This window comes from Acidovorax sp. sif1233 (assembly GCF_019218755.1).
In the GTDB taxonomy this organism is placed as follows: Bacteria; Pseudomonadota; Gammaproteobacteria; order Burkholderiales; family Burkholderiaceae_C; genus Acidovorax.
Genome location: NZ_JAHUWZ010000001.1, coordinates 1,426,083 through 1,440,950 on the forward strand (window position 1 = coordinate 1,426,083; position 14,868 = coordinate 1,440,950).

The window sequence follows — 14,868 nt, forward strand, 5'->3', positions numbered from 1 at the left end:
GGACCAGCTGGTTTTGCCCTGCCGATGCATGTTCCGCGGCGGGAATGCGCCAGGGCTGGACACCGGTGTGCCGCCCCTGTTTTGCGCAAAGCCCTGGATTTTACCGTTTTTCAGCGACAAAGCCCAAAAGCTGTGCGACGAGATTGTCCTGCGTCAGCAGCCGTGCACGGGCCGCCTGGATGCACGCGGTCCATTCCGCCAGGGTGGCGTCATCGGGCCACTGCAGCGCAGCCTGGTCCAGTCCGTTCCAGGTGGCATGAAACCGCCGCAGCGAAGGCGGCGCCTGCAGCCAGTCCAGGAACGCCCGCAGCTTGTCGTGGTGCGCGTTGTCGTGCTGGGGATAGATCTGCCAGACCAGCGCCTGCCCGGCCCAGAGTGCGCGCACCAGCGAGTCCTCGCCCCGCACGGCGTTGAAGTCGCAGGCCCACAGCATCTCGTCGAAGGCGGGCTGGGGCCGGTGGGGCAGGTATGAAATGCAGAGCTGCTCGCGCTTGTCGGACAAGGGCTGGCGGTCAATTTGGCTCGTCGTCTTGGCGCTGTCTTCCGCCAGCGCTGCCCGCACGGCGGCGGTGGGGCGACCGGGTGTGACGAGCAACTGCGTGGGCTGTGCCTGGCTGTGGCGCAGCAGCTCAGGCAGGGCGGCGGGTTCGTAGCAGAATAGCGAAACCCAGCGCTGCTCTGGGCCGCCATGGCCCAGGCCGAACGCCGACGCGTGCCGTGCACGCCAGGCGCTGCGGTCAAACACCACGCGCCGTGCCATCAGGCCGGGCTCGCGCAGCAGCCCGCCCGTGCCGGGGGTGAAGCCGGGATAGAAGAACCAGCGTGTCCAGCCGGCAGCGGGGCCGGACGAGAGGAGCGAGGAGAGCCTGTGATGGCGCTCCACATAGCTTTCAGCCGACAGGTATTCCAGATTGATCCAGACCGGTTTTGGGTGCTTTGGGCTCATGGCGCTTGATTGGCAAGCGCTGTAAGCTATGAATTCAGGAGCAATATCGCAACCGAACGCTTCCACCATCACATCGGGTGGCGGCTCGCCGGGGCCGGGCGGTGGCGAGCCCCAGGCGCGCAGCTCCACGCCGGGGCAGCCTGTGGGAGCCATCCATTGCAAGGCCGAGGCGTCGTCCACCCACAGCCGAACGCGGTGGCCCAGGCCGGCCAGCTGCGCCACCAGGCGCCAGCACACGCCAATGTCGCCAAAGTTGTCGATCACGCGGCAGAACACGTCCCACTGCAGGGGGGCGGAAGACTGGGTCATGGGGCGGGGGTGGATGGCGGGGGGCTGCGCAGGTGATCGACCAGCAGCCGGGCGACGCTGGAGAGCGCCTCTTCCGAGCGCACGCACAGCGCCAGCCGCCGGTGTGCCCAGGGCTCGTTCAGCGTGAGGGTGCGCACGGCCAGCTTGCCCTGGTACAGCGCGGCGCTGCCGCGCGGCATCACGCCCACGCCCAGGCCGGCGTTGACCATGAGGCACAGCGCGTCGTAGCTGGTCACCTGGATGCGCAGGCGCAGGGGCAGCCCCGCCGCGGAGGCCGCCCGGGCCAACTGGTTGTTGATGGCGCTGTTGGGGTGGGCACCCACGAAGTCGAACGGGAGGGCATCGGCCAGCCGCACCGCCTTGCGGCGCGCCAGCGCGTGGCCGGTGGGAACCACCAGCACCAGTTCGTCGGTGCGGTAGGGCAGCAGCGTCACGCGCTCGCCGTAGTGGCCTTCGTTGAGGATGCCCACGTCGGCCGCGTTCTCGGCCACGGAATGGGCGATGGCACTGCTGATCTGCTCCTGCAGGCGCACATCCACCTGCGGGTGCAGCGCCATGAAGCTCTGCAGCTCGGCCGGCAGGAACTGCGTGATGGCCGAGATGTTGGCCACCACGCGCACATGGCCGCGCACGCCCGTGCCGTAGTCATGCATCTGCGTGGCAATGCCGTCCAGGTCGTTGAGCACGCCCCGTGCCATGTTCAGCAGCGCAAACGCGGCGGCGGTGGGCTCGGTGCCCTTGTTGCTGCGGGTGAACAGCTCCACGCGCAGGGCCGCCTCCAGGTCGGCCAGGCGGCGGCTCACGGCCGAGGCGGCCAGGTGCTCGCGCGCGGCGGCGGCGGCGATGGTGTTTTCTTCCATCACGGCCACGAACAGGCGCAGGGAGACGGGGTCGAGTTTCATGGACCGTGGATGGTACCCCGCCATGCTGGTTTGCGATGGCAGCTTCGTGCTTGAGCGATTTACGGCGCCGCGCGTGCTGCGCATGATTCGCGCACACCGGCCCGGAGCGAGGCCGCAGGAGACTGTATTTCCATGGATTCCGTTGCTTCCCCCGCCGCGCTGCAAGGCGTGCGCGTCATCGAAATGGGCCAGCTCATCGCCGGGCCCTTCTGCGGCAAGACGCTGGGCGAGTTCGGCGCCGACGTGATCAAGATCGAGGCCCCCGAGACAGGCGACCCCCTGCGCAACTGGCGCCTCATCAAGGAGGGCACCTCCGTCTGGTGGCAAGTGCAGTCGCGCAACAAGCGCTCGGTGGCACTCGACCTGCGCCAGAAGGAAGGCCAGGACATCGCCCGCCAGCTCATCGCCGAGGCGGACGTGCTCGTCGAGAACTTCCGCCCCGGCACGCTCGAAGGCTGGGGCATGTCGCCCCAGGAGCTGCACGCGCTCAACCCCGGCCTGGTCATGCTGCGCATTTCGGGCTACGGCCAGACGGGGCCGTACCGCGACCTGCCCGGTTTTGGTGCCATTGGCGAGGCCATGGGCGGCCTGCGCCACCTCACGGGCGAGCCCGGCCGCGTGCCGGTGCGCGTGGGCGTGTCGATCGGCGACACGCTGGCGGCGCTGCACGGCACCATCGGCGTGCTCACGGCGCTGTACCACCGCAAGGTCAACGGCGGCAAAGGCCAGGTGATCGACGTGGCGCTGCACGAGGCGGTGTTCAACGTGATGGAAAGCCTGATCCCCGAATACAGCGCCTTCGGTGCCGTGCGCGAGGCCGCGGGCAGTGCGCTGCCGGGCATCGCGCCGTCCAATGCCTACCCCTGTACCGACGGCTGGGTGCTGGTGGCGGGCAATGGCGACAGCATCTTCAAGCGCCTGATGGACGCGATTGGCCGGCCCGACCTGGGCGCCGCGCCCGACCTGGCCAACAACACCGGCCGCGTGGCCCGCGTGGAAGAAATCGACGCCGCCATCGGCGCCTGGAGCGCGCAGCGCACGGTGCAGCAGGTGCTGGACGCCCTGGGCGCTGCCCGCGTGCCCGCCGGCAAGGTCTACACCGCCAAGGACATTGCGCAAGACCCGCACTACCGCGCCCGCGACATGCTGCTCACGCAACAGACGCGCGACGGCTACACCGTGGAAGTGCCGGGCATCGTGCCCAAGCTCTCGGCCACGCCGGGCAGCATCCGCAGCAGCGCGCCCCACCTGGGCGACGACACGAATGCGGTGCTGGCAGAGGCAGGCCTCACGGCCGAACAGATCGCGCTGCTGCGCAGCAAGGGGGTGATTCAATGAGCGCATCCAATACCGTGTGGCAGGGCGCGAACCAGCGCATCCACATGCAGGAGGTCGGCCTGCGCGACGGCTTGCAGATGGAAAAAGCCTTCGTGCCCACGGCCGACAAGATCGCACTGTGCAATGCGCTGTCGGCAGCGGGCCTGGCCAAGATCGAGGTGACCTCGTTCACCTCGCCCACGGCCATTCCTGCGCTGAAAGACGCCGAGATCGTGATGCGCGAGATCACGCGCCGCCCGGGCACGGTCTACACCGCACTGGTGCCCAACCTGCGCGGGGCCGAGCGCGCCATCGAGTCGCGCACGGACGAGCTGAATCTCGTCATGTCGGTGAGTACCACGCACAACCTGGCTAACCTGCGCATGACGCAGGAACAGTCGTTCGCGGCGTTGGCGCAGGTGGTGTCCCTGGCGCAGGGCGCCAACGTGGCGGTGAATGTGTCGCTGTCCTGTGTGTTTGGCTGCCCCATGGAGGGTGATGTGGCCCAGGCCGATGCGTTCGGCTGGGTGCAGCGTTTTGTGGATCGGGGCGTGCGTGGCATCACGCTGTGCGACACCACGGGCATGGCCTACCCCACGCAGGTGCACCAGCTCACGGCGGCCGCCCGCGCGCGCTGGCCGGGCGTGGAGTTCACCCTGCATTTCCACAACACGCGTGGCATGGGTTTGGCCAATGTGCTGGCGGCCATCGGCGCAGGCGCAGACCGGTTCGATGCCTCGCTGGGCGGCCTGGGCGGCTGCCCCTATGCGCCGGGCGCCAGCGGCAATGTGTGCAGCGAGGAGATCGTGCATGCGCTGGCGCTGATGGGTTATGACACCGGGGTGGATCTGGCGCAGCTCGTGGCGGTGGCGCAGCAACTGCCTGCGCTCATCGATCACGACATTCCCAGCCAGATCGCCAAGGCGGGTCCGCGCCTGGCGCTGCACCCGGTGCCTGCCGATTTCGAGGCGATCCGCGAAAGGGCGCTTGCCCGCTGAACACGGGTGAGCCCGCATCACCCCAATAACACGAGGAGACAAACGCCATGACATTTCACACCCCGCTGTCCCGCCGCATCTTTACCGTCGCCGTGCTGTGCTCCGCCGCCTTGGCCGCGGGCGCGCAGGACAAGTACCCCTCCAAGCCCATCACCGTGGTGGTGCCCCAGGCGGCGGGCGGCGCCAACGACGCCATTGCGCGCGTGGTGGCGCAAAAGCTCGGCGAGCAACTGGGCCAGAGCGTGATCGTGGACAACCGCCCCGGCGCGGGCGGCACGCTGGCCACGGGCGCCACGGCCCGTGCGCGCAACGATGGCTATACCTTGCTGCTCACGGCCGACAGCGCCCATGTGATCGGCCCCGCGCTGTACAAGAACCCGGGGTTCGATCCCGTCAAGGATTTCGCGCCCGTGGCGCCCGTGGCCACGGCGGGCTATGTGTTGGTGGCACACCCATCCTTCCCCGCCAGCACGGTGGCGGAACTGGTGGCCTTGGCCAAGGCCAGCCCCGGCAAGTATTCGATCGCCTCGGCCGGCAATGGCACGCTGAACCACCTGATCGGCGAGATGCTGCAGAAGGCCGCCGGCATCCAGCTGCAGCACATTCCCTATAAGGGCTCGGCGGCGGCGGCCACCGACGTGGTGGGCGGACAGGTGCCGCTGTCGGTGCAAAGCCTGCCGTCGGCCATTGCGTTCATCAAGGCGGGCAAGCTCAAGGTGCTGGGCGTGGTCAATGAAAAACGCGTGGCGGCCTTGCCGGATGCCCCCACCATTGGCGAAACCCTCAAGGGCTTTGGCCAGGCGCCCTGGTACGCGCTGTTTGCCCCGGCCGGCACGCCCGCGCCCATCGTGGCGCTGCTGCAGGCCGAGGTGGCCCGCGCGCTGGAGCACAAGGACGTGGTGGACAAGCTGGCCACCGTGGGCTGCGAGCCCTTCAAGGGCACGGCGGCGCAGCTGGCCGCGCTGGTGCAATCCGATCTGCCCAAGTGGAGCCGTGTCGTCAAGGACACGGGGGCGACGGTCGATTGAGGGGCGGCCGCCGCCCCTTTCGGCTTTTCACTTTTTTGGGGGTCAAACCCTTCGCAACAACGACAACGGAGACATCGCGTTCATGAACACAACCCGCAAACAATTCACCATCCTGGCCCTCGCGGCCCTGGGCACCTGCTGTGTCGGCAGCGTGGGGGCGCAGGGCGCTTACCCGTCCAGGAACGTGACCCTGGTGGTGCCCACCGCCGCTGGCGGCACCACGGACCTGTCGGCCCGCATGCTGGCGCAGGCGCTGGCGCCCGTGCTCGGCCAGTCGGTGGTGGTGGACAACAAGGGCGGCGGCAACGGCAACATCGCGGCATCCGCCGTGAAGCGCGCCGAGGCCGATGGCTACACGCTGCTGATGCAGTACTCCGGCTACCACGTGATCTCGCCCCACATCACCAGGCAAAAGCAGTGGGAGCAAGGCGACTTCCAACCCGTGGCCAACGTGATCTCGGCCCCGCAGATCATCGTGGTGCGCAACGACCTGCCCGTGAAGACGCTGGCCGAGCTCATCGCCTACGCCAAGGCCAACCCGGGCAAGCTCAACTACGCCTCGTCGGGCAATGGCTCGCTGCAGCATGTGACCGGCGCCATGCTGGAGCAGCAGGGCGGCGTGAAGATGGTGCACGTGCCCTACAAGGGCACGGGCCCCGCGCTGCAGGACCTGCTGGGCGGCCAGGTGGACCTGACCTTCGGCACCGCGCCCCCGTTCATGCCCCACATCGCCAGCGGCAAGCTGCGCGTGCTGGCCGTGACCGGCAAGCAGCGCCTGCCCAGCCTGCCCGACGTGCCCACCACCGCCGAGGCGGGCTACCCCAAGGTCGATGCCACCTCGTGGTTCGCGGTGTTCGCCCCGGCCGCCGTGCCCAAGGCCGTGGTGGACAAGCTCACGGCCGACATCCGCACCGTGGTGCAGAACCCGGCCTTCCAGCAGAAGGCCCAGGAGCAGGGCGCCACGGCCGACTACCAGTCGCCCCCGCAGCTGGGCGAGAAGGTCAAGGCCGACCTGGCCAACTGGGCCTCGGTGGTGAAGACCTCGAAGATCGAAGCGGAATAAGGATCAAATTGGCCTTCAGCGCTTGATTGACAAGCGCCAGTAGCTATTATTTCTGTAGCATGCCGGGTGGAGGTGGCTGTGCGCTGTCCTGCGCGCAGCCACAATATGCGGCATGTCTGATGTGCATTCCGAAGAACTGCTGGCGCAGGTGGCTGCGCTGCCCGCGCTGCCCGGTGTCTACCGCTATTTCGACGCCCAGGGCGCGCTGCTGTATGTGGGCAAGGCGCGCCACCTCAAGCGCCGCGTCTCGAGCTACTTCACCAAGAACCATGGCGGCACGCGCATCGGCCACATGGTCGGCAAGATCGTGCGCATGGAGACCACGGTGGTGCGCTCCGAGGCCGAGGCGCTGCTGCTCGAAAACAACCTGATCAAGACGCTGAACCCCAAGTTCAACATCCTGTTCCGCGACGACAAGAGCTACCCCTATCTCAAGATCACCGGCACGCCGGGGGCTGCCGGGGCGGGCCGCGGGGATTCGCCCTCGCAGGTTTTCCCGCGCATGGCGTACTACCGGGGCGCCGTGGACAAGAAGCACCGCTACTTCGGCCCGTACCCCAGCGCCTGGGCGGTGAAGGAGTCCATCCAGCTGCTGCAGAAGGTGTTCCGCCTGCGCACCTGCGAGGACACGGTGTTCGCCAACCGCACGCGGCCCTGCCTGCTGTACCAGATCAAGCGCTGCACGGGGCCGTGTGTCAACCTGATATCGCCCGAAGCCTATGCCGCCGACGTTGCGCATGCCGAGGCCCTGCTGCGCGGCGAGACGCAGGAGGTGCTGCAGGCCATGGAGGCGCGCATGATGGCGCACTCCGGCCAGCTTGAGTTCGAGCAGGCCGCAGAGGTGCGCAACCAGATCCAGGCGCTGTCGCGCGTGCTGCACCAGCAGTCCATCGAGACCGCTCATGACAAGGACGTGGACATCCTGGCCGTGCGGGTGTTGGGCGGCCGTGCCTGCGTGAACCTGGCCATGGTGCGTGGCGGGCGGCATCTGGGCGACCGCCCGTACTTCCCCGTGCATGTGGAGGACGCCGCGGCCGTGTTCGAGGAAGAGGGGGGCGAAGGCGCCGACGACGCCACCCCCAACCGCGTCGCCCGCCGCGTGGAGGTGCTGGTGCTCGAGGCCTTCATTGCACAGCACTACATCGGCGTGCCCGTGCCCCCGGTACTGGTCACCAGCGAGCCGGTGGACAAGGCGCTGCTGGAAGCCCTGGGGGACCAGTGCGGCCTGCGCGTGACCGCCGTGCACCAGCCCCGCGAGCAGCGGCGCGCCTGGCTGGACATGGCGCAAAAGAACGCCGACCTGCAGCTGGCGCGCCTGCTGGCGGAAGAGGGCTCGCAGCAGGCGCGCACGCGCGCCCTGGCCGAAGCGCTGGACCTGCCGCCCGAGGACCTGGACCAGCTCACCATCGAGTGCTTCGACATCTCGCACACGGCCGGCGAGTCCACCCAGGCCTCGTGCGTGGTGTTCCACCACCACAAGATGCAGAGCAGCGAATACCGCCGCTACAAGATCGAAGGCATCACCGGGGGCGACGACTACGCCGCCATGCGGCAGGTGCTCACGCGCCGCTACAGCAAGGTGGCCGAAGCCGCGCGCGAGGCGGGGGGCATCGACTTTGCGGCCAACCCGGCGCCAGGGGCCGGCGAGCCCGTTCAGCCCCGGGGCGTTGCCCGCCTGCCCGACCTGGTGCTGATCGACGGCGGCAAGGGCCAGGTGGGCGTGGCACGCGAGGTGTTCACCGCGCTGGGGCTGGACCTCACCCGCATCGTGGGCGTGGAAAAGGGCGAAGGCCGCAAGGTGGGGCTGGAGGAGCTGGTGTTCGCCGACGGGCGCGAGAAGGTCTACCTGGGCAAGGACTCGGCCGCGCTGATGCTGGTGGCCCAGATCCGCGACGAGGCCCACCGCTTCGCGATCACCGGCATGCGCGCGGCGCGCGCCAAGGTGCGCGTGGGCGGGGGCCAACTGGAGGAGATCGCCGGAGTGGGCCCCAAGAAGCGCGCCCGGCTGCTGCAGCGCTTTGGCGGTGTGCGGGGCGTGGCATCGGCCAGCGTGGAAGACCTGGCCACGGTGGACGGCATTTCGCGCGAGCTTGCCGAGGAAATCTACCGCGCATTGCGCTAGACGCCGTGCTGATCGCGGCGCACCCGGAGTTCCCCGTGCCGCCGTGACACAATCGCCGCCATGTTCTGGACTATCCCCACCTTGATGACCTGGACGCGCATCGTCGCGATACCTTTGATCGTGGGGGTGTTCTATGCGCCGCTGGACCCCGCCACGCGCAACCTGATCGCCACCGTGATGTTCGTGGTGTTTGCCGCCACCGACTGGCTGGACGGCTATCTGGCCCGCAAGCTGAACCAGACCTCGTCCTTTGGCGCCTTCCTGGACCCGGTGGCCGACAAGTTCCTGGTCTGCGCGTCGCTCCTGGTGCTGGTCCATCTGCAGCGCGCCGATGTGTTCGTGGCGCTCATCATCATCGGGCGCGAGATCGCCATCTCGGCCCTGCGCGAGTGGATGGCGCAGATCGGCGCGAGCAAGAGCGTGGCCGTGCACATGATCGGCAAGGTCAAGACGACGGTGCAGATGATCGCCATCCCGTTCCTGCTGTATGACGGGCGTCTGTTCGGAATGATCGACACCGGGGTGTGGGGCACCTGGCTGATCTGGGCATCCGCCGTGCTCACGGTCTGGTCCATGGTCTACTACCTGCAAAAGGCATTGCCCGAGATCCGCGCGCGCGTGAAGTGACATGGAACCGTGGGCCGCAGGCGCCATGGCCTGGGCCAGGCCCGACTTTTCGCCCCCTTTCGGCGCGCACCCTGGCCGGGGCGCCGGCTCCCTGGGGGGCGGGGGCCGCGTACTTCTTGTCACCCCGCCGACGCCCTGCATTCCGGTGCGCGGCAACGTGTTTCAGCCCGCCGTGCAGTGCTGGAACTGGGGTGTCAATACGGAATGCTGCCCATACGGCATGTTTGAGACAAAAACGCCCCACAAGCCCTGTCGCAGCGTGAAATACGACTAGAATTCGACGCAACGCTGCTCCAAAGCAGCGTGTTGTATTGACACCCGGAAACTCGATGGCTTTAATCTGATGCAGCAGCCACTGCTGTGTATGCCAGTCATTCCCCCGTCTGTTTTCAACCAGCCCTTGGCTGTGCTTTCGGACGTGTGAAGACCAGATATCCGCGAGACATTCCATCAACTCTTTTCCGAGAGGCTTCTTGTGAACAAAACCGAACTGATTGAGCACATCGCTACCAACGCCGACATCTCCAAGGCCGCTGCTGCTCGTGCCCTGGAATCCACGATCGAGGCCGTCAAGAAGACCCTGAAGAAGGGCGGCACCGTTTCGCTCGTCGGTTTCGGCACTTTTGCGGTCGGCAAGCGCGCTGCCCGCACGGGCCGCAATCCCCGCACGGGCGCAACGATTAAAATCAAAGCTGCTAAAGTTCCGAAGTTTCGTCCTGGCAAGGCATTGAAAGATGCCTTGAACTGAGGATCAGTTTAGGTGGGGTCCTTAGCTCAGTTGGTAGAGCGGCTCCTTTACACGGAGTAGGTCGGCGGTTCGAGACCGTCAGGACCCACCATCACCGAACAAAGGCGAACGCAAGTTCGCCTTTTGTTTTTTGCCTTCTGAAAGATCGACCATGTTTGAATCCATCCGCAAGCACTCCAAGATCGTCATGGTCTTATTGTTCTTGCTGATCATTCCATCGTTTGTGCTGGTGGGCATTGACAGCAACTACTTCTCTGAAAAGAGCCCTGTGGTCGCGCGCGTCGATGGCAACAAGATCAACCAGACCGACTGGGACAACGCACATCGCATGGAGACTGACCGCGTGCGCGCGCAGTCTCCCTCGGTCGATCCCAAGCTCCTGGACTCGCCGCAGGCCCGCTATGCCACGCTGGAGCGGCTGGTGCGCGACCGGGTACTGGCCGCCGCCGCGAAGGACATGCATCTGGTGACGAGCGACTCGCGCCTGGCCCGCAGCCTGCAGGAGATCCCCGCGATCGCCGGGCTCAAGCGCGCGGACGGCACGCTCGATGCGGAGGCCTACCGGGCCCTGGTGGGTACGCAAGGCCTGACACCCGAAGGCTTCGAGGCGAACGTACGGCGTGATCTTTCCACCAGCCAGGTCCTTGGCGGCGTGATGGGTTCGGTGTTCGGCACCAATGCCCAGGTCAAGGTCGCGCTGGATTCGCTGTACGAGCAGCGCGAAGTCCAGGTGGCCCGTTTCAAGTCCACGGACTTCGCCGGCAAGGTGGTGCCCACGGATGCGGACCTGGAGGCGTACTACAAGACCCACTCCGCCCAGTTCCAGCAACTGGAGCAGGCCGCGGTGGAGTACGTGGTGCTGGACCTCGACAGCGTGCGTTCCGGCATCACGCTCAATGAGGATGATCTGCGCACCTACTACAAGGAAAACGTGGCGCGCATGGCAGGCAAGGAAGAGCGCCGTGCCAGCCACATCCTGATCAATGCCCCCAAGGAGGCCTCTTCGGCCGACCGCGAGAAGGCCAAGGCCCGCGCCACCGAACTGCTGGCACAAGTGCGCAAGGCGCCCGCCACGTTCGCGGAGGTTGCCAAGAAAGCTTCGGACGACAAGGGCTCGGCCACGGGCGGCGGCGACCTGAATTTCTTTGGGCGTGGCGCCATGGTCAAACCGTTTGAAGACGCGGCCTTTGCGCTCAAGAAGGGCGACATCAGCGATGTGGTGGAAACAGACTTCGGCTACCACATCATTCAGCTGACCGACATCAAGGCGCCCCGCCAGCCTTCCTTCGAAGAGCTGCGCCCCGCCATGGAGGCGGAGCTCAAGCAGCAGCAGGCCCAGCGCAAGTTCGCGGAAGTGGCCGAAGCGTTCACCAATGGTGTGTACGAGCAGGCTGACAGCCTCAAGCCGGTGGCCGACAAGCTCAAGCTGAAGGTGCAGGCGGCATCCGGCATCACCCGCACGCCCGCGCCCGGTGCGGCTGGCCCGCTGGCCAATGCCAAATTCCTCGAAGCCCTGTTTTCTTCGGACTCGCTGCAGAACAAGCGCAATACCGAGGCCGTGGAAGTCGGGCCCAGCCAGATGGCAGCCGGCCGCGTGGTGCAGTACACCCCCGCCAGGACACTGCCGCTGGAAGAGGTTCGCGCCCGCGTGCGGGAGCTTTACATTGGGCAGAAGGCCTCGGAGCTGGCGCGCAAGGAAGGCGAAGCCAAGCTGGCAGCGTGGAAGGCGACTCCGTCCAGCGCCAGTGGCTTGAGCGCCCCTGTCCAGATTTCACGCGAGCAGGTGCAGGGCCTGCCCCGGCCGGTGATTGATGCCGCGCTGCACACACCCACGGAACCCCTGCCGGCCTGGACTGGCGTGGACCTGGGGGCTGAAGGCTACGCGGTGGTGAAGGTCAACCGTGTTGTGCCACGCCAGGCCCCCGATGCGCAGCGTGCCCAGCAAGAACGTCAGCAATACCTGCAATGGTGGGCATCGGCCGAGGGCCAGGCGTACTACGAGATGCTGAAGAAGCGCTTCAAGGCAGAGATCAAGGCGCCTCGTCCGTCCGCCCTGGCACAAGCTACCGCAGAAAATTGATCAAATTGGCCGTGGGATGAAAATCCCAGGCTATAATACAAAGCTACGGTGGCTGTAGCTCAGTTGGTAGAGTCCAGGATTGTGATTCCTGTTGTCGTGGGTTCGAGCCCCATCAGCCACCCCAAACATGCAAAAGCGCTGCAACGATAGTTGCAGCGCTTTTTTGCTTTTGAGGCCCGCAACGGAGTTTTCGGTCACCAGCTCGCCCCAGGCGGGGGCATCTTGGTGGCTGAAGGCCTCAGTGGTTGCCGCAGATCTTGTGGCACAGCGCATACTGTGCCTTCATTCCTTTTCGGAGCCTTCCATGAGCCTTGTGATCCGCGATGCGTCGCCCAGTGAAAAGCGTGGCAACGCCATGTCCGCAGCCCTTGCCAAGGAGCAACTGGAGTACGCGGTCCAGATCGTGCGCGAGGTTCTACCCCAGAGCGCGGGAGATGGCGCCTTGATCGGAGCGGTGGTGCAGGCCATTGCCATGAACTACGCGGCAGTTCCTCAGCCCAACCGATAGTGGTTCCCGCTGTCCGGGGCATGGGGCTGCCCGGGCAGGTGGGTGCGAAACCGCATGGATGCCTTTGTGGCCTGTGCCTTGCTTTTTGCAGAGGGGCTTGGTACAGCGCCTGGCCTGTAAAGGAAGCTGGCCTGCCCGGAGGGACTCGAACCCCCGACCTATAGCTTAGAAGGCTATTGCTCTATCCAGTTGAGCTACGGGCAGATAGATGGAGATGGGCTTTTGGCGCACGGGGGCCTACTTGCCTTGCGGAAATCTTCCGCAACCGCGCGATTGCGCAGAACGTGGATCATAACCCGTGGCCAGTGCTGCCCTGGACAGCCCCGCCCGCGCTGATGCGGTGGTAGCAGGGGCAAGGCGGATGCGGTTATAACGAGGCCACACGCGCTCGCCATCCATTTCCTCGATCTGGCCACACCATGCCCCACAGCGTCACGCTCATACACACCATTGCTGCTGCGCTGGGGCTTGCTTTGGCGTTGGGTTTCGTGGCCGCGCGGTTGCGGCTGCCCGCGCTGGTCGGGTATCTGCTGGCGGGGGTGGTGATCGGACCTTTTACACCCGGTTTTGTGGCGGATGCAGCGATGGCCAGCCAGCTGGCAGAAATTGGTGTGATGCTGCTGATGTTTGGCGTCGGCCTGCATTTCTCCCTGGGGGATCTGCTGGCCGTGCGAAAAATCGCCGTGCCCGGGGCTGTGGTGCAGATGATGGTGGCCACCGCGCTCGGCATGGCGCTGGCCACCTGGTGGGGATGGGGGCTGGGCGGTGCCCTGGTGTTTGGCCTTGCGCTGTCGGTGGCCAGCACGGTGGTGCTTTTGCGTGCCCTTGAAAGCCTGGGTATTCTGGACAGCCACACAGGCCGCATTGCCGTGGGCTGGCTCGTGGTGGAAGACCTGGCCATGGTGCTGGTGCTGGTCTTGCTGCCGCCACTTGCCGGCTGGCTGGGCGGCAGCGGACCCGATGGCGCCGCGGCGAAGGATGTGGATGGCGCGGCACTGTGGCAGGCCCTGGGATGGACGCTGCTGCAGGTGGGCGGCTTTGTCGCGTTGATGCTGCTGGTGGGGCGCCGCCTGTTTCCGTGGGTGCTCTGGCAGGTGGCACGCACGGGCTCGCGGGAGTTGTTCACGCTGTGCGTGGTGGCGGCCGCCGTGGGCATTGCCTTTGGCTCAGCGGCCCTGTTTGGGGTTTCGTTTGCGCTGGGGGCCTTTTTTGCCGGCATGGTGATGCGTGAATCAGAGTTCAGCCACCGGGCCGCGCAAGAATCCCTGCCGTTGCGCGACGCTTTTGCCGTGCTGTTCTTTGTCTCCGTCGGCATGCTCTTCAACCCGGCCGTGCTGTGGGACCGCCCGGTGCAGGTGCTGGCGGTGGTGGCGATCATCATGCTGGGCAAGACGCTGGCCGCGGCCGCGCTGGTCCTGGCATTTCGCTATCCGCTCAATACCGCCCTCACGGTGTCCGCGAGCCTGGCCCAGATCGGGGAGTTCTCCTTCATCCTGGTGGCGCTGGGTTCTTCGCTGGGGCTGCTGCCACCTGAAGGGGCCAGCCTCGTGCTGGCGGGGGCACTGATTTCGATGGCGCTCAACCCCATGCTGTTCCACGCCATCGCTCCCTTGCAGACCTGGCTGCGCGCTCGCTCGGAGCTGGCGCGGCGGCTGGAGCAGCGGGACGATCCGCTCGCGGAGCTCCCCATGAGCACCGACGCCCGGTATCTCGCTCGGCAGGTGGTGCTGGTGGGCTATGGCAGGGTGGGGCGCCGCGTGGCACAGGTGCTGGTTGCCAATGACATTCCATTCGTCGTGGCGGAGCAGAACCGTGAACTGGTGGAGTCATTGCGGGAAGCGGGCATTGCGGCGGTCTTTGGCGACGCCGTGGACCCCGCGGTGCTGATACAGGCCCACATCGCACGGGCCGCGATGCTGGTGATCGCAACACCGGACACGCTCAATGTGCGCCAGATCATCACTACCGCGCGCACCCTCAATCCCCACATCGAAACCGTGGTGCGCAGCCATAGCGGGGACGAGGCCCGCAGACTGGCGCAGGAATGCGACAGCACGGTGTTTCTGGCCGACGAGGCACTGGCGCAGGCCATGGCCCGCCATGTGCTGGAACGCACGGAGGCCCGCCTTGCACGCCACACCAGCCCGGCATCGCTGCACAGCCGGGTCTAGCTTGGTCTTTGAGGCCTGTAGCGCTTTGGTGGAAAGCGCTGAATGCTAT

12 protein-coding genes and 3 tRNA genes are annotated in these 14,868 nt (G+C 66.4%); 12 read left to right on the plus strand and 3 right to left on the minus strand.

All coding sequences use genetic code 11. The annotated features are described in order from the left end of the window. Window positions 1–100: 100 nt before the first annotated feature. Both earP and KW843_RS06535 read right to left on the minus strand, forming a co-directional pair. Window positions 101–1,255 carry an elongation factor P maturation arginine rhamnosyltransferase EarP gene (gene earP, locus KW843_RS06530; RefSeq protein ID WP_218294236.1) on the minus strand — a complete coding sequence of 385 codons (1,155 nt, stop codon included), beginning with the start codon at window positions 1,253–1,255 and terminating at the stop codon, window positions 101–103. Further along, entirely contained in the window at window positions 1,252–2,157 is a 906-nt protein-coding gene (locus KW843_RS06535) for a LysR family transcriptional regulator (RefSeq protein ID WP_218294237.1), read from the minus strand. The genes earP and KW843_RS06535 overlap by 4 nt, the downstream gene beginning before the upstream one ends. Window positions 2,158–2,289: 132 nt before the next feature. Between KW843_RS06535 and KW843_RS06540 the strand changes: the two genes are divergently transcribed. From KW843_RS06540 to KW843_RS06590, 11 genes are all read left to right on the plus strand, one after another. Then, window positions 2,290–3,495, plus strand: a complete 1,206-nt coding sequence (locus KW843_RS06540; protein WP_218294238.1) for a CaiB/BaiF CoA-transferase family protein — start codon at window positions 2,290–2,292, stop codon at window positions 3,493–3,495. Next, on the plus strand, window positions 3,492–4,472 hold the full coding sequence (locus KW843_RS06545) for a hydroxymethylglutaryl-CoA lyase (RefSeq protein ID WP_218294239.1): 981 nt from the start codon (window positions 3,492–3,494) through the stop codon (window positions 4,470–4,472). Before KW843_RS06540 ends, KW843_RS06545 begins: the two co-directional genes overlap by 4 nt. A 47-nt stretch (window positions 4,473–4,519) precedes the next feature. Then, window positions 4,520–5,500, plus strand: coding sequence for a tripartite tricarboxylate transporter substrate binding protein (locus KW843_RS06550; protein WP_218294240.1), 981 nt, complete (start codon window positions 4,520–4,522; stop codon window positions 5,498–5,500). Between the two features lie 82 nt (window positions 5,501–5,582). Beyond that, window positions 5,583–6,563 carry a tripartite tricarboxylate transporter substrate binding protein gene (locus tag KW843_RS06555; protein ID WP_218294241.1) on the plus strand — a complete coding sequence of 327 codons (981 nt, stop codon included), beginning with the start codon at window positions 5,583–5,585 and terminating at the stop codon, window positions 6,561–6,563. A gap of 112 nt (window positions 6,564–6,675) precedes the next feature. Next, the gene (gene uvrC / locus KW843_RS06560) at window positions 6,676–8,685 is read left to right on the plus strand and encodes an excinuclease ABC subunit UvrC (RefSeq protein ID WP_218294242.1); all 2,010 of its coding nucleotides are present in this window, start codon (window positions 6,676–6,678) and stop codon (window positions 8,683–8,685) included. 60 nt (window positions 8,686–8,745) lie between these two features. Then, window positions 8,746–9,312, plus strand: a complete 567-nt coding sequence (gene pgsA / locus KW843_RS06565) for a CDP-diacylglycerol--glycerol-3-phosphate 3-phosphatidyltransferase (protein WP_218294243.1) — start codon at window positions 8,746–8,748, stop codon at window positions 9,310–9,312. 475 nt (window positions 9,313–9,787) lie between these two features. Further along, entirely contained in the window at window positions 9,788–10,060 is a 273-nt protein-coding gene (locus tag KW843_RS06570) for an HU family DNA-binding protein (RefSeq protein ID WP_008906675.1), read from the plus strand. 15 nt (window positions 10,061–10,075) lie between these two features. Continuing rightward, a tRNA-Val gene (locus KW843_RS06575) sits at window positions 10,076–10,151 on the plus strand. A gap of 60 nt (window positions 10,152–10,211) precedes the next feature. Beyond that, window positions 10,212–12,140 (plus strand): SurA N-terminal domain-containing protein, encoded by a 1,929-nt coding sequence (locus KW843_RS06580; RefSeq protein ID WP_218294244.1) that lies wholly within the window; start codon window positions 10,212–10,214, stop codon window positions 12,138–12,140. A gap of 48 nt (window positions 12,141–12,188) precedes the next feature. Continuing rightward, window positions 12,189–12,264: transfer RNA gene (locus KW843_RS06585), tRNA-His, on the plus strand. Window positions 12,265–12,444: 180 nt separating this feature from the next. Then, entirely contained in the window at window positions 12,445–12,648 is a 204-nt protein-coding gene (locus tag KW843_RS06590; RefSeq protein ID WP_055400780.1) for a hypothetical protein, read from the plus strand. Window positions 12,649–12,775: 127 nt separating this feature from the next. On the opposite strand, the gene KW843_RS06595 is transcribed toward KW843_RS06590, so the two are convergent. Then, window positions 12,776–12,852, minus strand: a tRNA-Arg gene (locus KW843_RS06595). A gap of 215 nt (window positions 12,853–13,067) precedes the next feature. On the opposite strand from KW843_RS06595, the gene ybaL reads away from it, so the two are divergent. Continuing rightward, window positions 13,068–14,819, plus strand: coding sequence for a YbaL family putative K(+) efflux transporter (gene ybaL / locus KW843_RS06600; protein WP_218294245.1), 1,752 nt, complete (start codon window positions 13,068–13,070; stop codon window positions 14,817–14,819). The last annotated feature ends 49 nt before the right edge of the window (window positions 14,820–14,868 follow it).